Source organism: Pseudomonas fluorescens, from assembly GCF_030344995.1.
Lineage (GTDB): Bacteria > Pseudomonadota > Gammaproteobacteria > Pseudomonadales > Pseudomonadaceae > Aquipseudomonas > Aquipseudomonas fluorescens_BF.
Genome location: NZ_CP128260.1, coordinates 1,592,414 through 1,616,363 on the forward strand (window position 1 = coordinate 1,592,414; position 23,950 = coordinate 1,616,363).

The following is a 23,950-nucleotide window of genomic DNA, read 5'->3' on the forward strand; positions in this document are numbered from 1 at the left end:
CGCTTCTATAAAGGTAAAGCCGGTTGCGCCCGTTATACTTGCGAAGTTTCATGCCGGAATCGGCATTCCACATTTTTCAGCCACCACAAAGGGAGCGGCGGGTGAGTCTCACAGTCATTGCGCAGCGTATGGGTAACACGAGCTTTCAGCGCCTGGTGACTGGCCTTGTCTTGAGCACCTTGCTGGTCGGTTGCTCCAGCACAAAATCGAACAACGTCCGGGTCGTCGATCGCAACAATGCGGTGGCCCAGCGTCCGGTCGTAACGACCGGGCAGTATGTAGTCCGTCCGGGCGATACGTTGTTTTCCATCGCTTTTCGCTACGGCTGGGACTACAAAGCCCTCGCCGCCCGGAACAATATTCCTACGCCATACACGATCCATCCGGGTCAGACGATTCGCTTCGACGGTCGCACAGGTTCAACGTCGACGGCGGTCGTCAGCAACTCCGGTTCTTCAGCGTCTTCGTCCAGCAAAACCACGGTTATCCGGCGCCAGGCAAATGGCACGACGACCACCACAACCACGGGGTCCGGCGCGGCTTCCACCACGGTTGTACCGTCCGTCGCCAGCAAGCCAGCACCCGCTCCACTGCCTCCACCGGGCCCGGCCCCGACCGGCTGGGGATGGCCATCTAATGGCATTCTGATTGGTAAATTCTCTTCAAACGGTAGTTTGAATAAAGGAATTGATATCGCCGGAGATTTGGGACAGCCTGTTTTAGCTGCGTCTGATGGGACGGTGGTTTACGCCGGGAGTGGCTTAAGGGGCTACGGCGAATTAGTCATCATCAAACACAGCGAAACCTACGTCAGTGCTTACGGACACAACCGTCGGCTGTTGGTACGGGAGGGGCAGCAGGTCAAGGTCGGACAGACAATTGCCGAAATGGGGTCAACGGGTACAGACCGGGTGAAACTGCATTTTGAGATTCGCCGACAAGGTAAACCTGTAGATCCGCTGCAGTTCCTGCCAAGACGTTGATTTGCAGACCAGCCTGTTCCTTCACGTAGAGGGGACAGGCTCCAGCGTTGCCAAGGATAAAGGCGCCGCTTGAGCTTGGGGTCGAACTCACCAAAGGACTATAACAATGGCTCTCAGTAAAGAAGTGCCGGAGTTTGACATCGACGATGAGGTTCTCCTGATGGAGACCGGCATCGATTCGGATTCGATGTCGAATGATGAAGGGGCTGCTCCACCTTCCGTTCGTGCCAAATCCAAACACTCCGCTTCGCTTAAGCAACACAAGTACATCGATTACACTCGGGCACTCGATGCCACGCAGCTGTACCTCAACGAAATCGGCTTTTCTCCACTGCTCTCTCCGGAAGAAGAAGTTCATTTTGCGCGCTTGTCGCAAAGTGGCGACCCTGCCGGACGCAAGCGCATGATTGAAAGTAACCTGCGGCTGGTGGTCAAAATCGCCCGGCGTTACGTCAATCGGGGGCTGTCGCTGCTGGATCTGATCGAAGAGGGCAACCTCGGACTGATCCGCGCGGTGGAAAAGTTCGATCCCGAGCGCGGCTTCCGCTTCTCGACCTACGCGACCTGGTGGATTCGTCAGACCATCGAACGCGCGATCATGAATCAGACCCGGACCATCCGGTTGCCGATCCATGTGGTCAAGGAGCTCAACGTGTACCTGCGGGCTGCACGGGAGCTGACGCAAAAGCTCGATCACGAACCTTCACCCGAAGAAATCGCCAACCTGCTGGAAAAACCGGTGGGCGAGGTCAAGCGCATGCTGGGCCTGAACGAGCGGGTTTCTTCGGTCGACGTCTCGCTGGGTCCGGATTCGGATAAAACCCTGCTCGACACCCTGACGGATGACCGTCCGACCGATCCATGTGAACTGCTGCAGGATGACGACCTGTCGCAGAGCATCGATCAATGGCTCTCGGAACTGACCGACAAGCAACGCGAGGTGGTCGTGCGCCGCTTCGGCCTGCGCGGCCACGAGAGCAGCACGCTGGAAGATGTGGGCCTGGAGATCGGCCTGACCCGGGAACGGGTGAGACAGATCCAGGTGGAAGGCCTCAAACGCCTTCGGGAAATTCTCGAGAAAAACGGCCTGTCGAGCGAGTCGCTGTTTCAATAAGCCGCTCGTATGACCGCTATGCAAAAAGCCCCGACTGGTTCGGGGCTTTTTGTTGGCGTACTGAAAGCGCGAGGCGTTCCCACCTTGTAGGTTCGCGTTGTAAGCCTTTGCTGACTGTATCGTAAGTGTTCGTTATTTTTACACTGCCGCTGAAGGCGATTGCGCTCAGCGTTAATCCATAACTTAATGATTTATATGGTTATTTTTTAAGGTTAAGGGCTTATGACAACAAGTTCGTGCGCTGGAGACCAGTTGTCCCCGCGAGGGAAATCGCTAGTATCTGGGTTGTGTCGACGGATAGACACGCCCTTCAAGGAGGAGGGGAACGGACATCGCAGGAAGCGATTCATCAGGACGATGAAAAGGAACACAGGGAATAGGGAAAAAATGTGGGCGGGTCAAACCGCCCCTTTTTTTGCCTGAAATAAAGCAAAACCCGGAAAAGCAAAAAGGCCCGCGAGGGGCCTTTTCTTCAAACGCGCGACAGATCAGCGTTCGAGGTCTTTGATCTTGCCTTTGACGCCATCCCACTCTTCGGCATCCGGCAGCGATTCTTTCTTCTCGGTGATGTTCGGCCAGATCTCGGCCAGCTCAACGTTCAGCTGAATGAACTCCTGCATCTCTTCCGGAACTTCGTCCTCGGAGAAAATGGCCACGGCCGGGCATTCCGGTTCGCACAGGGCGCAGTCGATGCACTCGTCCGGGTGAATGACCAGGAAGTTCGGGCCTTCGTAGAAGCAGTCCACCGGACAGACTTCTACGCAGTCGGTGTACTTGCACTTGATGCAGTTGTCGGTGACGACGAAGGTCATTTCTAATTTTCTCCTCAGGCGGCGGCAGCGTTGCCCCTTCACGGTTGGGGTCGCCAGGTTCGGGAGCGATGTCTGCCAGCCAGGCTATTAGCCAGCAGCATCCCGAACCGCGCGAGATTCTAACAGCTTGAAGCCGTTTGCGTTATATCCGGTTCGTCGGTGCTTATATCCGGTTCTTTAGTGCATAGAGCATTTCGAGTGCACGACGCGGTGTCACGTCATCCAGATCCAGTTTGGCCAATTCATCCAGTACCGGATGCGGGAGGCTGGCAAACATGTCGCTCTGCTGCGGCGTTGCCGGTTTGCCCTTGGCGGCCGGTTTCGGCGCTTCATGCGGCAGTGCGGTGTCTTCCAGGCGGCTCAAATGCTCACGAGCGCGCACGATCACTTCGCTCGGCACACCGGCCAATTGTGCAACCGCGAGGCCATAACTCTGGCTCGCAGGCCCTGGCAACACGTGGTGCAGGAACACGATGCGTTCGTTGTGCTCGGTGGCGTTGAGGTGCACGTTGGCCACCAGCGGTTCGGCTTCCGGCAACACGGTCAGTTCGAAATAGTGCGTCGCAAACAGAGTATAGGCACGCAGGTGTGCCAGACGCTCGGCCGCTGCCCACGCCAGGGAAAGACCGTCGAAGGTACTGGTGCCGCGACCGACTTCGTCCATCAGCACCAGGCTGCGCTCGGTGGCGTTGTGCAGGATGTTCGCGGTTTCGCTCATTTCCACCATGAAGGTCGAGCGCCCGCCGGCGAGGTCATCGCTGGAACCGATCCGGGTGAAGATCCGGTCCACCAGCGACAGTTCGCAACTGGCTGCCGGCACGAAGCTGCCGATGTGTGCCAGCAGCACGATCAGTGCAGTCTGGCGCATATAGGTGGATTTACCGCCCATGTTCGGGCCGGTGATCACCAGCATGCGGGTGTTGTCGTCCAGGCTCAGGTCGTTGGCCACGAACGGCGTGGTCAGCACTTGCTCGACCACCGGGTGACGGCCCTGGGAGATGCGCATGCACGGTTCGCTGACGAACGTCGGGCAATTCAGGTCGAGATTCAGCGCACGTTCGGCGAGGTTGCTCAGCACGTCCAGCTCGGCCAGCGCGCCAGCAGTGTCCTGCAACGGTGGCAATTGGCTGATCAGGTCTTCCAGCAGCGCTTCGTAGAGCATCTTCTCGCGAGCCAGAGCACGGCTCTTGGCCGACAGTGCCTTGTCTTCGAACTCTTTCAGCTCAGGCGTGATGAAGCGCTCGGCACCCTTGAGGGTCTGGCGGCGGATGTAATCTGCCGGCGCCGATTCAGCCTGCTTGCTCGGCAATTCGATGAAGTAGCCGTGGATGCGGTTGTAGCCGACTTTCAGGTTGGCCAGACCGGTACGGGCCTTTTCCCGGGCTTCCAGATCGATCAGGAACTGGCCCGCGTTCTCGCTCAGCGATTGCAGCTCGTCGAGTTCGCTGTCGTAACCGGTTTTCAGCACGCCGCCGTCACGGATGACCGCCGGCGGGTTGTCGATGATGGCTTTTTCCAGCAGCGCCGCCAGTTCCGGGTAAGTGCTGGTGGTGGTCGCCAGACGTTGCAGGTGCGGCGCTTCCAGATCGGTCATCGCCACTTGCAGTTCAGGCAGGGCACCGAGTGCATCACGCAGGCGAGCAAGGTCGCGAGGGCGGGCATTGCGCAGGCCGATCCGCGCCAGAATCCGCTCGATATCGCCGATTTCCTTGAGCTGCGGTTGCAGGTTTTCAAAGCGATAACGGTCGAGCAGGCAAGTGATCGAGGTCTGACGAGCCAGTAGCACGGTCAGATCGCGCAGTGGACGGTTGAGCCAGCGCGTCAGCAAACGGCTGCCCATGGCGGTCTGGCAACGGTCGACCACCGATTGCAAAGTGTTGTCGCGGCCGCCGGTCAGGTTGGTATCGAGTTCGAGGTTGCGGCGGCTGGCGCCGTCCAGCACCACGGTGTCGTCCAGCCGTTCATGACGCAAGCTGCGCAGGTGGGGCAGGGCGGTGCGCTGGGTTTCCTTGGCGTAAGCCAGCAGGCAACCGGCGGCGCCGATCGCCAGAGTCAGGGTTTCGCAGCCATAGCCTTTCAGGTCCTGGGTGGAAAACTGCTGGCAGAGACTTTTCAGCGCCGAGTCGCGCTCGAAATCCCACGGCGCGCGGCGACGAACGCCACGGCGTTTTTCCGCCGGCAGATCCTTCGGCCAGTCATCCGGGATCAGCAACTCGACCGGGTTGACCCGCTCAAGCTCCGCCAGCAGATTTTCCCAGCCCTTGATCTCCAGCACCGTGAAGTTGCCGCTGGTGATATCCAGCACGGCCAGGCCGAACAGACGCTCGTCGCCCAGCACCGCAGCGATCAGGTTGTCGCGACGCTCATCCAGCAACGCCTCGTCGCTGACCGTACCCGGAGTGATGATCCGTACTACCTGACGTTCCACCGGACCCTTGCTGGTAGCCGGGTCGCCAACCTGCTCGCAGATCACCACCGACTCGCCGAGCTTGACCAGCTTCGCCAGATAGCCTTCCGCCGCGTGATATGGAATCCCGCACATCGGAATCGCCTGACCCGCCGACTGCCCGCGCGCGGTCAGGGTGATGTCCAGCAACTTGGCCGCCTTCTTCGCGTCTTCGTAGAAGATCTCGTAGAAGTCGCCCATGCGGTAGAACATCAGCTGGTCCGGGTGCTGATTTTTCAGGCGCCAGTACTGCTGCATCATCGGAGTGTGGGAGGACAGGTCGGAGACGGCTTTATTCATCGGATTGTCAGGCAACTCGTTCAAAGGTGTGGGGCAAAAGCGCGGCAGTGGCCGGGCTTTTCCGCGATGGGCGCAAGGTTACCATGGGCGGTCTGTCGGACGCAGGCATCGCGGTCGGGTGACACGCATCGGGTGTAAAAAGGTCGACTATGCACGATTTATGCAAATCAGCATTTGTCTTCGCGAAAAACTTCAAGCACTATGCGCGTTATGCAAAAACGCAACGTATCTACCGTCTTAAGAGCACTGCTCGACCAGCACGGGATCTCCCCCACGGAGCTCCACCGTCGCACCGGCGTGCCTCAATCCACGCTCTCGCGGATTCTCAGCGGGAAGATCGTCGATCCTTCGGATAAACACATCTCGAAGATCGCCGAGTACTTTGCCGTGAGCACCGATCAGTTGCGCGGGCGCGCGGATGTTGCGCCCGCAGTCAACGCCGGACGCGACGAGTTGCATTCCGAACTCAAGGACATAAGCCTGTGGGACGACGACACGCCCGTCGATGACGACGAGGTGTCGGTGCCCTTTCTTCGCGAGGTTGAATTGGCTGCTGGATCAGGAAGATTCGTCATCGAAGAGAGCGAGCGCTCCAGTCTGCGCTTCGGCAAGCGCAGCCTGCGCCATAACGGTGTGCAGTTCGACCAGGCCAAATGCGTGACGGTACGGGGCAACAGCATGTTGCCGGTGCTGCGCGACGGCGCCACGGTCGGCGTCAACGCGGGCAAGTGCGGGATCGGCGACATCATTGATGGCGACCTTTATGCGATCAACCACAACGGTCAATTGCGGGTGAAGCAACTCTATCGCCTGCCTACCGGCATCCGTCTGCGCAGCTTCAATCGCGATGAACACCCGGACGAGGACTACAGCTTCCAGGATATGCAGGAAGAGCAGATCGTTATCCTCGGTCACGTCTTCTGGTGGGGCATGTACGCCCGATAACCTGATTCCTTTCTGACAAAACCCGCTTCGGCGGGTTTTTTTTCGCCTGTAGAAAACCGGCCAACCCTTGAACGACGGGGCTTTCATGCATTCGCGCATTTATTCTGCATAAATAAATGCATTTACGCATTGACTGTATATGCATTCATGCATATTCTTGCCACCAAGCCGCTCGACAAAGCGGCTGGCGACAACAGCTCTTTAGTTCCACAAGAACAGGCAGCGATGAACCGGCCTCAACGGTTCAGAGGGTTGGCAACTGACCCGGGTGTGCAGCGTAAAGCACCAGAAGCAGTTATCCGGCGGGCAGGGACCGCGGTCGGAAAAACAATTTGAATGGACTCGTACCGCGCCAGTAGCGCCGAAAAGTCAGCTTCCTTCACGTACACAGGATTGAAGGAAGGCGAAGGAGCGCATTACTGAAAAGCCCGGCGAGCTGCCGGGCTTTTTGGAATGCCTGCCTCAAGAGAAAACGATTGAATCCAACACACACCACTCATCCATCACACCAGGAGGCGTGACATGACAAACGAGCAACAAGCGTTGGCGGACATGCCGATCTGGCTGGTCATCCTGCTCGCCCTGGTGGGCGGCGTATCTGGCGAAATGTGGCGCGCTGACAAGGAGGGCGCCCGTGGCTGGGCGTTGATCCGGCGTCTGGCGTTGCGTTCCGGGGCCTGCGTTATCTGCGGGGTGTCGGCGATCATGCTGCTGTATGCCGCCGGTATGTCCATCTGGGCCGCGTGCGCGATCGGTTGCCTGACGGCAATGGCCGGCGCCGACGTGGCCATCGGTCTCTACGAACGCTGGGCCGCCAAGCGCATCGGCGTCTGCGAAATCCCGCCCCGCGACTCACAGTAAATCTTTCATTTTCCTGCCTCGCTGCACCTTGTGCGGCGGGACTTCGCGTGGACATCAGAAAAGGAGGTCAAGCATGCCCACACCGATCCAGCAGCCTTCGCAGCTGTTCACGGCGATGGCGACAGCCTTGCGCAACAGCGTCGATCTGAACGTGCAGGTCGGCATTCACGATGACTTCACGGCTCCCGGCGACAAGGCCTGGGTGCTGATCGACATTGAGCGAAATGCACCGGGAGAACGTGCTGCCAACGGGCGGATCGCTCATGTGCTCACGTTGTCGCTGCAAGTGATTCCGGCAGTTTCCGCTACAGCTTTTGCCGCGTGCGATCTCATTGCCGCCCTGAAGAATCTGGTCACCGACAACCGCTGGGGCTTGTCCGGCGAGCAATGCGATCTGCCGATGAATATCGATGGGATGCCGTCATTGCTCATCCGCGCCGATCAGCCGAACAAGGCCTGGACGCTGTCCTTCAACCAGACCCTCTACCTGGGCCCGACCCTGCTCGACGATCCGATCGGCACGCCGAAATTCGCTCGCACCTGGGAAGTCAGCGACATCGACGACCCCGACCAATACACCTCGCTGGAGGCCTGATCGATGTTCGATGCGTTACTGCGAATGCAGCTGGGCCCGATCATCGAACGCCTGGCGGAAATGGAAGCCGAGATCGACGACCTGCACCGGCGCGCCGAGAGTTATTGCCGCATTGGCATCTGCCAAGACGTCGATGCCGCGAGCAACACCTGCAGGGTCAGCCACGGTGGACTGCTCACCCCAGCCATCAAATTCTTCAACCCCAGCGCCGGCGCGCAGAGCGAGTCGCGGATCCCGACAGTGGGTGAGCAGTGTCTGCTGTTCAACTACGGCAGCGGTGAAAGCGGTGCGCAAAGCGTGGCGCTGTTTGGCCTGAACAGTGACCGCTTTCCGCCGACCTCGACGGTGCCGACGCTGACGCGACGTGTTCATCAGGACGGCAGCGAAAGCGGCTACGACGACGCCACGCACACACTGCACTGGCAAAACGGTCCGGCAGCCTTCAGCGGCTCTCGCGAATCGCTTGAACTGAGCATCGGCCCGGCACGGCTGGCGATGACCCCGCAAGCGATCAACCTGCAACTGGGCGCCGTCGGCCTGACCATCGACGCCTCGGGCGTGCACTTCAGCGGCCCACTGGTGGATCACCAGGGTCGTGTCATCAGCCCCTGAATCAAGAGCTTCCCATGATCGGAATCGATAGAGACAGCGGGGCCACGGTCGACGACTGGCTGCAATTCGTGCAGCGCGCGACCCGGGCCCTGACCACGCCGCTGGGCACCCGGCAAAAAAGGCCCCTTTATGGTTCGTTGATCCCCACGTTGCTGGGGCAAAACCTGGGCGACGACATCCTGTTGCTCGCCCAGAGCCACGCAGCCCAGGCGTTCTACAACCCGCAAAACGGCATCAGCGATTTCCAGCCCGGCGTGATCGTGGCGAGCCGAAAGGGCGCGGGGTTGCTGCTGCGGTTTGCCGGCACCTGGAAAAACCGCCAACAGACTTTCGAGGTCGTGACATGAGCATGTTGATCCCCGGCCAGAATCAATTGGCCGAACCCTCCTTGATCAAGGTCGATGCCTTCGAGGATCTGCTCGCCGAGTTCAAGACTTTCGTCATCGAGTACGTCGGCGCACGTTCGCCGCAGAGCGCGGAAAAGCTCAAGACCAGCCTGGAAAACGAAAGCGAACTGCTGACCCTGGCGCTTGAAGCTTTCTGCGTTCGCCTGCAAACCCACGAACGCAAATACAACGCCCGGATCAAGCAGATGCTGGCGTGGTGGGCCACGGGCAGCAACCTTGATGCGCGGCTGGCGGACATGGGCCTGGAGCGGCAGTTGCTCGACCCGGGCGATCCGGCGGCATTCCCGCCGGTGCCAGCAATTTACGAAAGCGACGATGACGCCCGGCTGCGCTATTACCTGGCGCCCCATGCGCCGGCGGCGGGTTCGCGGATGCAGTATCGCCGCGAAGTATTCACCCTCGGCGAGCGGCCGTCGGTGAAAGTCGAATCAACCGATGCAGGTGTTGTGAATGTCACTTACACCTTCAACCCGGACGGCCTCGCCGCGCAGGTCAAGGACGGTAACGGTCGCCGCACCGCACCTGGCGAAGTGCAAGTCACCGTGCTTTCCCGCGAGGGCGACGGTACACCGTCCCCGACGCTGCTCGAAGGCGTACGTCGACACTTCGCACGGCCCGACGTTTGTCCCGAGACGGACAAGGTGACGGTGCAGGCCGCCGAGATTCAGCGCTACAAAATCCGCGTGGTGGCGAAGATCAATTCCGGCCCCGATTCGGGCCTGACCAAGGTCGCTGCGCAGCAGCATCTGCAGGCTTACGCCGACAGCTGCCATCGCCTGGAGGGCCGGGTCGATCCGAGCTGGATCGACTACACGCTGCACAGCGCCGGCGCCGTTCAATTGCAGATTCTTGAACCTCTGGATTCCGTTGTGTGCTCGGCGTTTCAAGCGCCGTACTGCACGGCGGTCGAAGTCGAGGTGCAGACGCTATGACCGATCAGACACCGCGTCCGACCCTGCTGCCGGCCAACAGTTCGGCGCTGGAGCGGGCCCTCGACATCGGCTTCGGCGCATTGCTTGATCGCGTCGCGCCGCCGTTTCCCGAACTGATGAACCCCAGCGAAACACCGGTAGCGTTCCTGCCGTATCTCGCCGCAGATCGCGGAGTGGCCGAATGGAGCACCGATGCACCGGAAGCAGAAAAGCGCCTGACCGTCGAACTGGCCTGGCCCACCGCGCGCCAGGCCGGCACTCGCAAGGCGCTGGAGAACGCCGCCAAGGGTTTACAGCTCAGGCCGGAAATCCGCGCCTGGTACGAGCAGACACCGCCCGGCGAGCCCTACAGCTTTTCCGTGCGGGCCTTCAGCGAACAACCCTACAGCGAAGAAATCGACGCCCGTCTCGACCGACGCCTGGCTGATGCCAAGAGTGAGCGGGACGTGCTGTCGGTGTCGGTCGGCCTCAGCGCCTTCGGCAATCACGTCATCGGCGCCGCGACCTTCTGCGGTGAGCTGACCACGGTCTATCCGGTGTTCCTCGAAGGCCTCGAAACCTCCGGTGAAGCCTTCATGGCGGCTGCGCTGTACACCGTCGAAACATCCACTATTTATCCTCAGGGGGCCTGAATGGCTGACTATTACACCCTGCTCACCAACGCAGGGATTGCCTACGAAACCGCCTGCAAGGCAGCGGGCGTACCGATCAAGTTGACGCAGATTTCCGTCGGCGACGGTGGTGAGGGCGGGGTCTACAACCCGGCCGCAACCGCCACGGCGCTGAAACGCGAAGTCTGGCGCGGTCCGCTCAACGCGTTGTTCCAGGACGAGAAGAATCCGAGCTGGCTGCTCGCCGAAGTCACCATCCCGCCGGACGTCGGCGGCTGGTATGTGCGGGAAGCCGGACTGTGGACCGACACCGGCATCCTCTACGCCATCGTCAAATACCCGGAGTCGTTCAAGCCGGTTCTGGCTAACTCCGGCTCGGGCAAAGAGTTCTACATCCGCTCGATTTTCGAGACCAGCAATGCCTCGCTGGTGACGCTGCTGATCGACGACACCGTAGTCAAGGCCACCCGCGCCTGGGTCATGAGTTACCTCGCCGAAGAACTCGGCAAACTCGACGGCAAACAATCGGTACGTGTCGCGGCCACCACCAGCGTGGTGTTGAAAGGTGCGCAGCAGATCGACGGCGTGGCGGTGATCGCCGGTGACCGCGTGTTGCTGCCGAACCAGACCCTGGCCAAGGACAACGGCCTGTGGATCGTGGCCAACGGCGACTGGATTCGGGCCAACGATGCCAACGTCAGCGCCAAGGTCACGCCGGGTCTGACGGTGATGGTGGAAGAGGGCACGCTCAACGGCGATTCGCTGTGGCACTTGACCACCAACGCGCCGATCACTCTTGGCACTACTGCGCTGACATTCAAGATGCTGGCCGGGCGTACCGGGATTGCCGCCGGGACTTACAAGAGTCTGAGCGTCGACGAATACGGCCGCGCGACTGCGGGTTCGAATCCAGACACGCTGGCCGGGTTTGGTATCAAGGATTCTTATACCAAGGCTGAAGTCGAGGCGCTGATTGCCAAGGCCTCGGCGTTGCCAGTGGGTTCGATTGTGGCGTTTCCTGTCGATACGCCGCCACCGGGTTTCCTGGAGCTGGACAACAGCGTCAAGAGCAGCGCGACTTATCCGGACTTGAGCGCCTATCTGGGCGGCAAGTTCAACAAGGGGGATGAGGGCGTCGGGAATTTCCGGTTGCCTGAAGCGCGCGGGGAGTTCTTGCGCGGTTGGGATCATGGGCGTGGGGTGGATGCCGGTCGAGCGATTGGGTCATCTCAGAAGGGGACAGTGACAACGTTTGACAGCAACCCGAATCCGAACCTTACGGTCGAAGTTGTTCAGGCAACGGTGGCGGCAGCTCAGGCTGATGTATTCCTACCCGCTGATTATCCCGGCGTGGCCAGATCGTACACCACGGCAGGTGCTGTATCTTCGCCTGTATTGGTCGATGGCGGTGTGGTGAGACCACGCAACCTCGCCGTCATGTGGTGCATCAAAGCCTGGAACGCGCCGGTCAATCAGGGAAACATCGACGTCGCCGCGTTGGCCAAAGAGGTTGAAACCCTCAAGGCAGCCGTGCCGGTTGGCGCAGTCATGGCATTTCCGACAGGCCTCGTACCTGCCGGGTATTTGGAACTGGATGGCAGTGTGCAAAGCATTGCAACCTATCCGGATCTGGCGGCGTATCTCGGCACGACTTACAACAAGGGTAATGAGGGCGCGGGTAACTTCCGGTTGCCGGAGTCTCGTGGCGAGTTCCTGCGTGGTTGGGATCATGGTCGTGGCGTTGATGCAGGTCGAACTATCGGTACTGCACAGGCCGAGGAGTTCAAGGCACACAACCATCGTTACTTTGACGGTACCGCCGCGACGGTGGATCCGGCCGGAGGATGGCAGGCTGGCATGATCAACGGCGCGGCGGCATCAATCTCCGCCGGGGCATTTCTGTCCGGTGTAGATTCCGGTATCGCCATGCAAATGGTGAATGCCCAGAACACAGTCAACACTGGCGGGGCTGAGACTCGCCCACGCAACCTCGCCGTCATGTGGTGCATCAAAGCCTGGAACGCCCCGGTCAATCAGGGAAGCATTGACGTCGCCGCGTTTTCGGATCTGGCGCAGCAGGCTACCGAACTCAATCAGGGCACCGCGAAGGTGGCGACCCAGGCGCAGGCCGATGCAGGTGCCGACGATAAAACCTTCGTGACCCCGAAAAAAATGCGCTGGGGTTTCTCCATCAGTGTGTCCGGCGACATGAGCGGCAGCTATGTCATTTTCCCAACCTGGCTCGGAGGCTTGACCCTCCAGTGGGGGATGACGACTGCTATCGCGTCTGGCGCCAATTATTTGCAGGCCTTTCCGGTTGCTTACCCAATGGTCAATCCCTCGGTATTTATCACTTACCCCAATACGGCCGTAGACGCTCCCGTCGGATCGACCTACATCGGTCAAATCAAAGGCATCAGTAAAGCGAACGTGACCATCCGTAACCTGGGTCAGGCATCTGCACAGTTTTACTACTTTGCAGTGGGTCGCTAATACAACGGAGTGACGAGGGCTATTTATGAAATTCGCAACATTTGATGAGCACGGAGACCTGACCGGGCGGTATGACTCCGATATTCATAGCGTTATTCCTGAACAAGCGATTGAACTCAGTGACGCGGTATTTCTGGCGACCAGAACAGAGAGGGACGGTGTCTGGAAGTTGGTTGACGGTGAGGTGGTCAAGTTACCTTTTCCTCATATCGAGCCCGATTATGCAGCCCTGTTTGCTGCGGAGCGTTTCACCCGCGAAGCATCAGGTATTGCCGTAGAAGGATTGCGCATCGAAACCACTCGTGAGAGTCAGGCCTTGATCGCAAGCACAGGTCTCTGCGCGCTTCTTGACCCGCAATACCGCTGCAACTTTAAAACCCTTGACGGTTTTGTCGAAGTGGATGCCGCACAGATTCTTTCCATTGCGCAGGCTGTCCGGGCTCATGTTCAAGCTTGCTTCGACCGTGAACTGACCTTGCTGAAAGCACTTGAGGTCGGCACCTACACCGATGAAATGCTCAAGGATGGCTGGCCGGATTCCCCGCCAGGCACATCAGAACCAACCCTTCAATAACGCCCCTTACAACGGGGCGTTTTCATGTCAACCCATCCAAGAGGGTGGGTTGAACGTCGTTGTCCATCAAACAAGGAAGAACCTTATGTTTTATTCACCCTCCACTGGCGGTTTTTACGATCCTTCCATTAATACGGAAATTCCCGGCGATGCCGTTGAGATCTCGCGTGAGTATTGGATGGAGTTATTGAACGGACTGTCCATGGGCAAGATGATTGTCATGAATGATCAAGGCTATCCAGTGCTGGTTGACCGGCCGGGGCCGACTCCTGAGGAACTTCAGGGCTATGAGCGTTCGTGGCGCAACCAGCAACTGAAAGCCACCGACAGCGTGGTTGACCAGTACCGTGACGAGGTCGAGCGCTGGCCCACCCTGCTAACCCCGGCGCAATACCTCGAACTGCAAACCTATCGCCGCACGCTTCGTATCTGGCCAGAGGGTGGTGAACTGCCCCTGAGCGAACACCGGCCGGCAGCGCCGGCGTGGCTCGCCAGCCTGCCTCAATAAAAACGCCCCGCATCGCCGGGGCGTTTTCTTGTCCGTCGAACCGCATTAGAGCCCCTTCCTGAAGGGGCTTTCCCGTTTATGGAGAAACGAAAAATGGCAACCCGCCAAACCTACACCGTGCTCGTTCCATTCCCCACCGGCGGTGGGCACTGGTCGAGTGTCGGCCAGGAACTCGATCTGCTCGATGTCGAGGCCAGTGCCCTGCACAGCGCCGGTCGACTGGAGCTGAAAACACCTACCACCAAGGCCGTGAAGGCCGCTGCCAAGAAGGCTGACTGACTATGGCTGAGGTTCTGAACTTCGAGCACAACGGCATTACCGTCAATGCCACCGAATCCCCCGAGGCCATGGGTGGCCTGGGTGACAACGTCATCGGTCTGGTCGGCACCGCGCCGAACGCCGATCCGCTGATTCCGCGCAACGCCCCGTTTCGCATCAACAGCTTCACCACTCACGCGCTGCTCGATCCGACCGGCTCGGAAGAGGGCACCCTGTACCACGCGGTTTACCAGATCCTGAAAGTGGTCAAGGTGCCGGTGTATGTGGTGATCGTCGAAGCGGGCGCGACCCCGACCGACACCGTCAACGCAGTGATCGGCGGCGTCGAGCCAGTGACCGGTCGCAAACTCGGTCTGGCGGCACTGGGCAGTGTCCCGGAAGACCTGACCATCATTGGCGCGCCGGGCTTCACCGGCACCAAGGCTGTGGCCAGCGAGTTCGCCTCGTTCGGCAAGCGCATCAAGGCCCGTGTGGTGCTGGACGGCAAGGATGTCTCGGTTGCCGACCAGGTGTTGTACAGCCAGGAACTGGGCGGTGCGGATCTGGGTTTCGACCGTTGCCTGGTGGTGCACAACATGCCCGCCGTGTACTCGAAAGCCGCGAAGAAAAACGTGTTCCTCGCGCCATCGAGCCTGGCGATTGCCGCGCTGGCCAAGGTCAAGCAATGGGAAAGCCCGGGCAACCAGGTGACCTACGCCGAAGACGTGTCGCGGGTCGTCGAGTACAACATCCTCGACACCTCCACCGAAGGCGATCTGCTCAACCGCTACGGCGTCAGCTATTACGCCCGCACCATCCTTGGCGGCTTCTCGCTGCTGGGTAACCGCTCGATCACCGGCAAGTTCATCAGCTACGTCGGTCTGGAAGACGCCATCAGCCGCAAGCTGGTGAAGGCCGGCCAGAAAGCCATGGCGAAAAACCTGACCAAGTCGTTCATGGATCAGGAAGTCAAACGCATCAACGACTGGCTGCAAACCCTGGTCGCCGATGAAACCATTCCCGGCGGCAGCGTGTATCTGCACCCGGAACTCAACAGCGTCGAGAAGTACAAGAACGGCACCTGGTACGTGGTCATCGACTACGGCCGCTACGCGCCGAACGAACACATGGTTTATCAACTCAACGCCCGCGATGAAATCATCGAGCAGTTCCTGGAGGACGTTCTCTAATGTTTACCAACCGCGTAAGACAGGCCATCGCGGCCACCCTGCAAGGCCTGCCGCTGTCGGCGACCGTTGAGGAATTCACTCCGCCGAAGATCGAATTCGATGTGGAAGAGATGCGTGGCGGCCGTTTCATCGTCGAAGAAATGGCCAAGGGCGGCAAAGCGCTCAATGCCAAGTTGACCCTGCAAGGCATGGGCACCGAAGTCATGCTCGCACTGGGTGTGAAGCTGGGCGACGACATCCTGCTGAACGTGCGTGAAGGCGGTCAGGATCAGGACGGCAACACCTGGTTCACCTACCACACCGTCGGCGGCAAGCTGAAATCCCTGGAGGAAACCGCGGTGAAGATGGGTGAAAAACCCAAGACCAACCTGGAGCTCTCCTGCCGCACCTACAACCGCCTGGAAAACGGCGTGCCGGTGATCGACATCGACGTGCGCACCCAGAAGTTCGTGCTCAACGGCGTCGACATCCTCGGTGATGCCCGTCGTGCGGTGCTGATGCCGTAAGCCTCGGCCAAAGGCAATCACAAAACCCTGTGGGAGTGGGCAAAACCCACTCTTACAAGGGACTGCAACACCCCTCAAGAATCACCAAGGAATTCCTTTCATGTCGTGGATGCCACCCAAGCATGACCTGTTGTCGCCGATCACTGGTGACGACGGCTCGCAGATCGAATCGATCCAGCTCAAGCCGCTGTTCTACGCCGCCCAGAAAGACGCGCTGGAACGCGCAGGCGACGATGAAGACGACCAGTTCTTCGAACTGGCGCTGCTGGCCACCGGACTGTCGGTCAAGGAGCTCGACCAGCTCAAGCGTCCGGATTACGTGACCATCGCGCAGTACGTGCACGAGTTCTCGACCCGTCCGGCGTCGTTCTTTCTCGACCAGGTCGAAGACGCGGAACAGTCCGACGATCCCGATCAGGTGCAACTGCTGTTGCCGCTCGCCGTGACCGGCCGCACCGTGACCTCGCTGAGCCTGGAAATGCCGGCGCTGCGGGCCACCAAAGTGATGAAGAAACTGAAAACGGCCAAGGAACGCGCCGAGTTCATCACCGCCCATTGCACCGGTCTGATGATCCCCGATCTGGCCCTGTTGAGCGTGCCGGACTGGACGCAATTGCAGGTGCGCATCGACGATTTTTTAAACCAGCCGGCGGCCTTCTTTCAGAACGTGACATCGAAGTAATCCTCGATATCGTGCCGCTCATTTACCCGGTAAGTGAGGCGGAAATTCTGGAGTGGGACGCCGAAAAGGCGTTGCGCCGCTACGACATAGCGATCACTCGCCTTGGCGTGAAACAGGAGTAGAGCGGCATGGCAGAGAGCAAATTTGCGCTCACATACGCCAATGAGAGTGGCAACGCAGCAGCCTGGTTGGCGGTGGCCGATGGCCTTGGCAAGCCGCTGCAGGACTTGAATCTGACTATGGCGCTGGCCAGCGTGGATATTCGCTTGCTCACGCAGGAGCAGATCAAACTGCGGGAACTGCTGGTCAGCCAGCAGTCGTTGTTCAAGGTCGTCACAACGCCGCCAGCCGCCAATAGTGAGCCGAAGTCAAAACTCAAGGCGGAAATCGAGCAGCGTCCGCCACCGAAAAGACTGCAATCGGCAATGGCCAACGAGACGGCGCTGGTTGAATTGAATCAGGTACTGCACCTGAGCACGAAATCACTTCAGGCATTCTCGGAAAAGAACCTGGAAATCGCCAGTGACAAACGGGTTGCCCCCAGCGGTGCTACTGGCGCGGATCTGCTGCAAGTGCAGCTCGCAGGGCTGCGGTCCGGCATCAGTGATGGTCTGAAGGGCGAGCAGAAAACGGAGGCGTTGCAGGATTTCTCCCGTGATGCCGCCATCAATGCCTCGGCCTTCAAGATCGATGTCAAGGCGGCTGGCGAAATGTTGTCGGGCTGGCGCACTACTCTGAAGCTTGATCGGGTGCAGAGCCAGGATCTGGCAGACGCGACCAACTACCTTGGCAACAGTGGCCTGAACGTCAAAGCTTCCGACATCGGCTCCGTCGTTCAAAGCGTTGGCGAGGGCGCCAAGGCGGCAGGGATGACACCCGAGCAAGTGGCTGCACTTGCGGCGGCGTTCCTCAACAGTGGCGCCAGCAAGACAGATGCCGGAGCGGCGCTGAAGAATTTCACGACGGCTCTGGGCAAGGGAGAGTCCGCGTCGTCGGCGCAGCGCTCGGCCTGGGCCGACATAGGTCTGAACCCGGAGTCGCTCGCGCGTGGGATGAGTGGCGATGCACCCGAAACGATCAAGCTGGTTCTGGAACAACTCAAGAAACAACCTGAAGAGAAACAGGCTTCGCTGACTAAAACGCTGTTTGGCAACAATGATGCAATCCTCGAGTTGTTGAAAAAGCCTGAGGATGTTCAAACGGCGTTCAAGCTGGTTTCTGAAAAGTCCCTGTATGCAGGCTCGACGGAAAAAACCGCTGAAGCTTATGGCAATACATCGCAGGGACGCTGGAATGCGCTGGATGCGAGTCTCAACCGGCTGTCCACGGCAGTCGGCAATGCATTGGCCCCGGTGACGGACGGCTTTGCCATCGGGCTCACTGCGGTGGTCAATGGACTGAGCGCAGCGGCCGAAACGTTCCCGTTCATCACCGCAGCACTGACATTGCTGGGTGTGGCTGCCACGCCCTTCGTGGCGGGCGCTCTGAAAACCGGCGTGTCTGCCGTGCTTGATGCGGTCTCCACGAGACTTCTGCGCCTGGCTGCGGCACGTTTACCGTCCGAAGTCGGCGATATGATCACCGGTGACGATGACAACGGTGGCGGCCGCAAAAAGAAACGATCGGCTCGCAAGTCGGGTCAGGGCAAACAGGCCAAAGCCTCTGCGAAAAATGCTCGGCCCCGTACGCCCGCTGTTCGTCAAAGCCTGGGCAGTCGACTGCGCGGTGCAGCGATGAAGGTCATGCCTTCGATCAAGCGTTCGGCTGCCAGGGTCTTGCCTGCGGTGCGGAGCGTCGGAGCCAGGGTCATGCCAGCGGTGCGGAGCTTCGGATCCAAGGTCATGCCGATGCTGTCCCGGATGGCACCTTTGGTGGGTAGGGTCGCTGCCCCGGTAGTGGTGGCGCACGCCGCTTACACAGGCCTGAAAGGCCTGCGTGAAGGTGATGAAAAAGCGGTGGGAAGCGCAAAAGCCGAGCTGGCAGGGGCAGCCATTGGCGCTGTGATCGGCGGGGTTGTTTTTCCAGGTCTCGGCATAGGCATCGGGAGTGCTTTGGGTGGAATGGCGGGCTCATGGATAGGAGATCTACTCGCAGACCCGCCCGCCGACAAACTCGCTGCGCCGGGAGATGTCGCGAAAAACCTGGTCAACGCTCCCACCCAAAGTCAAAACCAGCAAGTCACCTTCTCCCCACTGATCCAGGTCACCTGTCCGGCACCGGACACTGCCGAGCAGATTCGCACGATCATCGGGCAACAACTGAGCGGGCAATTCCACGGGCAGTTCCTGCCACTGTTGACCAACAACCCGCTCGCCACCCGCCGTGACGCAGCCCTGACCGATGGAGTCGCCCGATGAAACAACAAATGGCACTGGGCAGTTTCATCTTTGGCCTGTCCCGGGATTTTGCCTACAGCACGCTGTCGCGCAAATCCGAGGGTGGCTGGACTGACCTGCAGATCCTCAACAGCAAACCCAGATCCCACCAGACAGGACAGAAGCCCGAATCCCTGACCATCGGCGGCACCTCGATGTACGCCGTGGCGATGGAGCGGCTCGATGAACTGCGTGCGCTGCAAGCGTTGAGAGTGCCGCTGCCGTTGATTGACGGCATTGGCCGCAACTGGGGTTTGTGGCGGATCAACAGCATCGACGAAAACCAGAGCGAAGTCATCGATGACGGCACCGCGATGGTGATCAAGTGGGTCATCGGATTGTCGGAGTTCAACAATGCGTAAGGTACGAAGCGTGGCCGGTGATTCGGTGAATCTGTTGCTCTACCGCGAAACCGGTCGCAGCGATGACAGCGCCGAGCAAGCCCTCTGGAAACTCAACCCGACCCTGGCCGAGCACGGTCCGATCCTGCCGGCAGGTGTCTGGGTGACACTCCCGGAACTCGACTCGAAACCGGCTGCGATCAAGCCGGTTCTGGCCTGGGATTAAGGAGGCTGCATGGCACAGGGATTTACGCCGGCGATTGAAATCTACGGGGCCAACAAGGACCTGCTGAACCAGCGCCTGATCAGTTGGGAGCACATCGATGCCGCCGGAATGGAGTCCGATCAACTGACGCTGGTGCTCGACCTGGAAGGCCTTGACGGCCTGCCGACGCTGGGCGGAACCATCGGCTTGCGGGTGGGCTATCTGGAGACCGGGCTGGTCGAAAAGGGCCAGTTCAAGGTCACTCGACTGACACCGACGCTGTTCCCGCTGCGCCTGACACTGGTAGCAACCGCCGCGCCTTTCAGCGGCAAGGACGAAACCGGATTCAAGGAACGGCGCACGGCCAGTCATGGCCCCACGACGCTTGGCGGGCTGTTTCGCAAACTGGTCGAGTCGCACGGTTTCTCGCCGCGGGTCGATTCCGAACTGGCGCTGATCAGGATCGCTCATGTCGACCAGTCGAACGAAACCGACATGAGCTTCATCACACGCCTGGCGAAAAAGTACGACGCGGTGGCCAAACCGTTCAACGACCTCTACGTACTGGCGAAACCGGCGCAGCTCAAAAACCTGTCGGGCCAGGTGATACCGGACGTCAGGCTGTCGGTGACCCACAACAATCGGCCGGGCGATCACGCCTTCATCAGCGCCACGCTGGAAGAGACCGCGCGCACCCAGAATCAGGGTTGCAAGACCAGCTTCTGGGACAGTGCTCTTGGCAAGCTGCAGGAGGTGATCACCGGTTCCGAGCCCTACAAGGTCATTCGCCAGAGACTGGCCAGCGAAGAAGAAGCCAAAGTCATCGGCGAAGCCGAAGTGCGCAAGATGCTGCGCGAGAAATACAAGTTGAAGGTCACCTGCCCGGGTAATCCGCTGCTGGCGGCCGAAGGACTGCTGGTGCTCGATGACACCTGGCCGGACTTCATGCGCGGTCGCTGGTCGATCGAGAAGGTAACTGCCAGCGGCAAGCCCGAAGAAAGCTATCGCTGCCTGATCGAAGCAAACAGCCGGGATCCCGAGGCAAAAGCCAAGGACTGATCCACTGGCCTCAACGCCACACGCACCACTGTGGCCACTCACACCTCCTGGAACGCTCCCCATGAAGATCTCCCCGATCCTCACGCAGCTGCGTGCGCAATGCCCAAGCCTTGCCGGCCATATCGCGACAGGTGTCGACCTGACGCTGCTGCAAGGCGACCCGAATCTGCCGATGCCCTCGGCCCATGTTTTACCGCTGGCCGACGTGGCCAGCGCCAGCACCGCACAGAACTCCGCCAGCCAACCGATCCGCGACCGCTTCGAAATCATCCTGGCACTGGATGCCACGGACGGCACAAAAGCGCTGGATCTGTTGCACGACCTGCGCGCCGAACTGTGGCGTGCGCTGGTGGGTTTCAAACCCGCGACCGACTACAGCGCCATCGTTTATGACGGCGGCGAAACGGTCTCGATCAACAGCAGCCGCGCGTTCTACCGGCTGCGCTTTTTTGCCGAGTTCCAGCTGGGCCGCAATCTGCCAAGTCAGCCTGCGGAGAGTTGGCACGAACGCGAACTGGACGGTTTGTCGTCCTTTACCGGGGGCACCGTGCGGGTCGATGCGATCGACCCGGCCGACCCCAACCTGAAACGCCCGGGCCCTGACGGGCGCGTGGAAATGACTTTCTCTGGAGACGTAACCCCATGAGCAACCGCATCACCGTAGTGCCGGCCGCCGGCCGTGCCGTGCCGGACCCGGAAGCAGGCGACCTGCTTCCACTGGAAGGCCGTGAAGTGCTGGACAGCGCCTGGTGGCGCCGGCGTCTGGCCGACGGCGATATCACCCTCAAAACCGCAACAGCTAAACAAAAGGGAGCCAAATAATGGCGATCGGATTCAGCAACATTCCTGCGGACATTCGTGTTCCGCTGTTCTATGCCGAAATGGACAACTCGGCCGCCAATAGCGCGTCCTCGTCCATGCGCCGCCTGATCGTGGCGCAGGTCAACGACAACATCGCCCCGAGCGAAGTCGGCAAACTGGTGCTGGTTTCCAGTGTGGCGCTGGCCAAGAGCATTGGCGGCCAGGGCTCGATGCTGGCGTCGATGTACGAGACCTTCCGCAAGGCCGACCCGATCGGTGAGATCTGGTGCCTGCCGCTGCACAACGCCACCGGCGCCATCGCCAAAGGCGTGCTGACCCTGACCGGCACCGCGACTCAGGCTGGCATTCTCAACCTGTATGTCGGCGGCGTCCGCGTCCAGGCCACCGTGGTCAACGGTGCCACTGCTGCCCAGGCGGCTACCGCCCTGGCGCAGAAAATCAACGCCACCGCCGATCTGCCGGTGAGCGCTGCGGCCGCTGAAGGCGTCGTCACTCTGAACGCCAAATGGACCGGCGAGAGCGGCAACGACATCAGCCTGCAATTCAATCGCCTGGGCAAGAGCAACGGCGAAGAAACCCCGGCCGGGCTGACCACCGCCATCACCGCCATGACCGGCGGCGTCGGTGTGCCTGATCAGGTTGAAGCGGTTGCCGCACTGGGCGACGAGCCGTTCGAATTCATCGCGCTGCCATGGTCCGACCTGGCCACCCTCAACACCTGGCAAGCGGTGATGGACGACAGCACCGGTCGCTGGTCCTGGGCCAAGCAACTGTTCGGCCACGTCTACAGCGCCAAGCGCGGCACCGTAGGCACTCTGGTGGCAGCCGGTCAGGCGCGCAACGACCAGCACATGACCATTCAGGCGCTGGAACCGGGCGTTCCGCAACCGGTATGGGTACAAGCCGCCGCACTGGCTGCACGCACTTCGGTGTTCATCTCCGCCGACGCCAGCCGTCCGACCCAGAGCGGCAGCCTGCCGGGCGTCGATCCAGCGCCGGCGAGCGAGCGCTTCACCCTGACCGAGCGTCAGTCGCTGCTCAACTACGGCATCGCCACCGCGTACTACGAAGGCGGCTACGTGCGCATCCAGCGTTCGATCACCACCTACCAGAAGAACGCTTACGGCCAGGCTGACAATTCGTACCTGGACAGCGAAACCATGCACCAGTCGGCGTTCATCGTGCGTCGTCTGCAAAGCGTGATCACCAGCAAGTACGGTCGCCACAAACTGGCTTCCGACGGCACCCGTTTCGGCGCCGGCCAGCCGATCGTCACCCCGGCGACCATTCGCGGTGAGCTGATCGCCCAGTACGCCAAGCTCGAACTCGAAGGCCACGTGGAAAACGCCGAGCTGTTCGCCGAGCACCTGATCGTCGAGCGCGACGTGCAGGACCCTAGCCGCGTGAACGTGCTGTTCCCGCCGGATTACATCAACGGTCTGCGCGTGTTCGCACTGCTCAACCAGTTCCGTCTGCAGTACGACGACGTCGCCTGATCGGCGCGTTTGACACTGTGATTTCAGCCCACCTTGCGTGGGCTTTTTATTTGAAGGGAGTAACACCATGGGTCAACTGATTGCAGGCACCTGCTACGTCAAGGTCGACGGTGCACAACTGACTATCAATGGCGGCTGCGAAGCCCCGCTGATGGCCGTCAAACGCGAAACCGTCGTGCCGGGTTTCTACAAGGAAACCGACATCGCGCCATCGTTCAAGGTGACCGCGCTGCACACCGCCGACTTCCCGCTGAAGAAGCTGATCGAAGGCACCGACATCACCGTCACCTGCGAATTCAGCAACGGCAAAGTCTATGTGCTGGCCGGTGCCTACCTGGTCGAAGAACCGGTCTCCAAGGGCGATGACGCCACCATCGAACTGAAATTCGAAGGCATCAAGGGGACCTGGCAATGAGCGGCGCCGTGAAGCTTCAAGTTGCGATCGAAGCTCACGGCGAGCCCCTGACCGAACTCGTCCTGCGCCGTCCGACGGTGCAGGAAGTGCGAGCGATCAAGGCGCTGCCGTACAAGATCGACAAGAGCGAAGAGGTCAGCCTCGACATGGACGTGGCGGCCAAATACATCGCCGTGTGCGCCGGCATTCCGCCGTCGTCGGTCAACCAGCTGGACCTGGCTGACCTCAACGCGCTGAGCTGGGCCGTTGCGAGTTTTTTCATGAGTGCGGCGTCGGAGCCATCACCGACCTGATTTCGGTCGCCTATGACCTGGCCTGGTTCTGGAAGGTTGACCCCGAACAGATGATGGCCAGGCCACTGGATGTGCTTCGCGAATCGCTGGAGCACGCGCAACGGATCAATGCGAT

The 23,950-nt window shown here is 60.1% G+C and carries 27 protein-coding genes; 25 read left to right on the forward strand and 2 right to left on the reverse strand.

Annotated elements, in window-relative coordinates; all coding sequences use genetic code 11:
• Positions 1-101 precede the first annotated feature (101 nt).
• Both QR290_RS07065 and rpoS read left to right on the forward strand, forming a co-directional pair.
• Entirely contained in the window at positions 102-983 is an 882-nt protein-coding gene (locus QR290_RS07065; protein WP_115076734.1) for a peptidoglycan DD-metalloendopeptidase family protein, read from the forward strand.
• 106 nt (positions 984-1,089) lie between these two features.
• Positions 1,090-2,097 carry an RNA polymerase sigma factor RpoS gene (gene rpoS / locus QR290_RS07070; protein WP_007954831.1) on the forward strand — a complete coding sequence of 336 codons (1,008 nt, stop codon included), beginning with the start codon at positions 1,090-1,092 and terminating at the stop codon, positions 2,095-2,097.
• A gap of 488 nt (positions 2,098-2,585) precedes the next feature.
• Here rpoS and fdxA read toward each other — a convergent pair whose 3' ends face one another.
• Complete coding sequence (gene fdxA, locus QR290_RS07075) at positions 2,586-2,909, reverse strand: ferredoxin FdxA (protein ID WP_007908827.1); 324 nt, start codon at positions 2,907-2,909, stop codon at positions 2,586-2,588.
• A gap of 163 nt (positions 2,910-3,072) precedes the next feature.
• Complete coding sequence (gene mutS, locus QR290_RS07080; protein WP_289204599.1) at positions 3,073-5,655, reverse strand: DNA mismatch repair protein MutS; 2,583 nt, start codon at positions 5,653-5,655, stop codon at positions 3,073-3,075.
• 210 nt (positions 5,656-5,865) lie between these two features.
• On the opposite strand from mutS, the gene QR290_RS07085 reads away from it, so the two are divergent.
• From QR290_RS07085 to QR290_RS07195, 23 genes are all read left to right on the forward strand, one after another.
• On the forward strand, positions 5,866-6,600 hold the full coding sequence (locus QR290_RS07085; protein WP_115076737.1) for a LexA family transcriptional regulator: 735 nt from the start codon (positions 5,866-5,868) through the stop codon (positions 6,598-6,600).
• Between the two features lie 522 nt (positions 6,601-7,122).
• Positions 7,123-7,461 carry a phage holin family protein gene (locus QR290_RS07090; RefSeq protein WP_064593815.1) on the forward strand — a complete coding sequence of 113 codons (339 nt, stop codon included), beginning with the start codon at positions 7,123-7,125 and terminating at the stop codon, positions 7,459-7,461.
• A 73-nt stretch (positions 7,462-7,534) separates the two neighbouring features.
• The gene (locus QR290_RS07095) at positions 7,535-8,056 is read left to right on the forward strand and encodes a hypothetical protein (protein WP_289204600.1); all 522 of its coding nucleotides are present in this window, start codon (positions 7,535-7,537) and stop codon (positions 8,054-8,056) included.
• Between the two features lie 3 nt (positions 8,057-8,059).
• A complete protein-coding gene (locus tag QR290_RS07100) occupies positions 8,060-8,668 on the forward strand; it encodes a phage baseplate assembly protein V (protein ID WP_289204601.1) in 609 nt (202 codons plus the stop codon).
• A 14-nt stretch (positions 8,669-8,682) separates the two neighbouring features.
• Complete coding sequence (locus QR290_RS07105) at positions 8,683-9,015, forward strand: phage baseplate protein (protein ID WP_236178354.1); 333 nt, start codon at positions 8,683-8,685, stop codon at positions 9,013-9,015.
• Positions 9,012-10,007: a baseplate J/gp47 family protein gene (locus QR290_RS07110; RefSeq protein ID WP_289204602.1), complete on the forward strand. Its 996-nt coding sequence runs from the start codon at positions 9,012-9,014 to the stop codon at positions 10,005-10,007. The genes QR290_RS07105 and QR290_RS07110 overlap by 4 nt, the downstream gene beginning before the upstream one ends.
• Positions 10,004-10,639: a phage tail protein I gene (locus QR290_RS07115; protein WP_289204603.1), complete on the forward strand. Its 636-nt coding sequence runs from the start codon at positions 10,004-10,006 to the stop codon at positions 10,637-10,639. The genes QR290_RS07110 and QR290_RS07115 overlap by 4 nt, the downstream gene beginning before the upstream one ends.
• Positions 10,640-13,111, forward strand: a complete 2,472-nt coding sequence (locus tag QR290_RS07120) for a phage tail-collar fiber domain-containing protein (RefSeq protein ID WP_289204604.1) — start codon at positions 10,640-10,642, stop codon at positions 13,109-13,111.
• 25 nt (positions 13,112-13,136) lie between these two features.
• Positions 13,137-13,685: a DUF4376 domain-containing protein gene (locus QR290_RS07125; RefSeq protein WP_115076744.1), complete on the forward strand. Its 549-nt coding sequence runs from the start codon at positions 13,137-13,139 to the stop codon at positions 13,683-13,685.
• An 85-nt stretch (positions 13,686-13,770) separates the two neighbouring features.
• Positions 13,771-14,193, forward strand: a complete 423-nt coding sequence (locus QR290_RS07130; protein ID WP_205350849.1) for a phage tail protein — start codon at positions 13,771-13,773, stop codon at positions 14,191-14,193.
• 93 nt (positions 14,194-14,286) lie between these two features.
• Positions 14,287-14,472, forward strand: a complete 186-nt coding sequence (locus QR290_RS07135; RefSeq protein ID WP_039771239.1) for a hypothetical protein — start codon at positions 14,287-14,289, stop codon at positions 14,470-14,472.
• A 2-nt stretch (positions 14,473-14,474) separates the two neighbouring features.
• Complete coding sequence (locus tag QR290_RS07140; RefSeq protein WP_289204605.1) at positions 14,475-15,641, forward strand: phage tail protein; 1,167 nt, start codon at positions 14,475-14,477, stop codon at positions 15,639-15,641.
• Positions 15,641-16,147 carry a phage major tail tube protein gene (locus QR290_RS07145; protein ID WP_007954868.1) on the forward strand — a complete coding sequence of 169 codons (507 nt, stop codon included), beginning with the start codon at positions 15,641-15,643 and terminating at the stop codon, positions 16,145-16,147. Before QR290_RS07140 ends, QR290_RS07145 begins: the two co-directional genes overlap by 1 nt.
• A gap of 100 nt (positions 16,148-16,247) precedes the next feature.
• On the forward strand, positions 16,248-16,829 hold the full coding sequence (locus QR290_RS07150) for a phage tail assembly protein (RefSeq protein ID WP_115076746.1): 582 nt from the start codon (positions 16,248-16,250) through the stop codon (positions 16,827-16,829).
• A gap of 128 nt (positions 16,830-16,957) precedes the next feature.
• On the forward strand, positions 16,958-19,186 hold the full coding sequence (locus QR290_RS07155; RefSeq protein WP_289204606.1) for a phage tail tape measure protein: 2,229 nt from the start codon (positions 16,958-16,960) through the stop codon (positions 19,184-19,186).
• Positions 19,183-19,566, forward strand: a complete 384-nt coding sequence (locus QR290_RS07160; RefSeq protein ID WP_102621406.1) for a phage tail protein — start codon at positions 19,183-19,185, stop codon at positions 19,564-19,566. The genes QR290_RS07155 and QR290_RS07160 overlap by 4 nt, the downstream gene beginning before the upstream one ends.
• Positions 19,559-19,771, forward strand: coding sequence for a tail protein X (locus QR290_RS07165; protein WP_115076749.1), 213 nt, complete (start codon positions 19,559-19,561; stop codon positions 19,769-19,771). The genes QR290_RS07160 and QR290_RS07165 overlap by 8 nt, the downstream gene beginning before the upstream one ends.
• 9 nt (positions 19,772-19,780) lie before the next feature.
• The gene (locus QR290_RS07170) at positions 19,781-20,809 is read left to right on the forward strand and encodes a phage late control D family protein (protein ID WP_289204607.1); all 1,029 of its coding nucleotides are present in this window, start codon (positions 19,781-19,783) and stop codon (positions 20,807-20,809) included.
• Between the two features lie 61 nt (positions 20,810-20,870).
• The gene (locus tag QR290_RS07175) at positions 20,871-21,455 is read left to right on the forward strand and encodes a phage tail terminator protein (protein WP_289204608.1); all 585 of its coding nucleotides are present in this window, start codon (positions 20,871-20,873) and stop codon (positions 21,453-21,455) included.
• Positions 21,452-21,631, forward strand: coding sequence for a DUF2635 domain-containing protein (locus QR290_RS07180; RefSeq protein WP_007954893.1), 180 nt, complete (start codon positions 21,452-21,454; stop codon positions 21,629-21,631). The genes QR290_RS07175 and QR290_RS07180 overlap by 4 nt, the downstream gene beginning before the upstream one ends.
• Positions 21,631-23,127, forward strand: a complete 1,497-nt coding sequence (locus tag QR290_RS07185; RefSeq protein WP_115076752.1) for a phage tail sheath subtilisin-like domain-containing protein — start codon at positions 21,631-21,633, stop codon at positions 23,125-23,127. The genes QR290_RS07180 and QR290_RS07185 overlap by 1 nt, the downstream gene beginning before the upstream one ends.
• A gap of 67 nt (positions 23,128-23,194) precedes the next feature.
• A complete protein-coding gene (locus QR290_RS07190; protein ID WP_007908779.1) occupies positions 23,195-23,542 on the forward strand; it encodes a phage tail tube protein in 348 nt (115 codons plus the stop codon).
• Positions 23,539-23,835: a phage tail assembly protein gene (locus QR290_RS07195; RefSeq protein ID WP_003222226.1), complete on the forward strand. Its 297-nt coding sequence runs from the start codon at positions 23,539-23,541 to the stop codon at positions 23,833-23,835. The genes QR290_RS07190 and QR290_RS07195 overlap by 4 nt, the downstream gene beginning before the upstream one ends.
• The last annotated feature ends 115 nt before the right edge of the window (positions 23,836-23,950 follow it).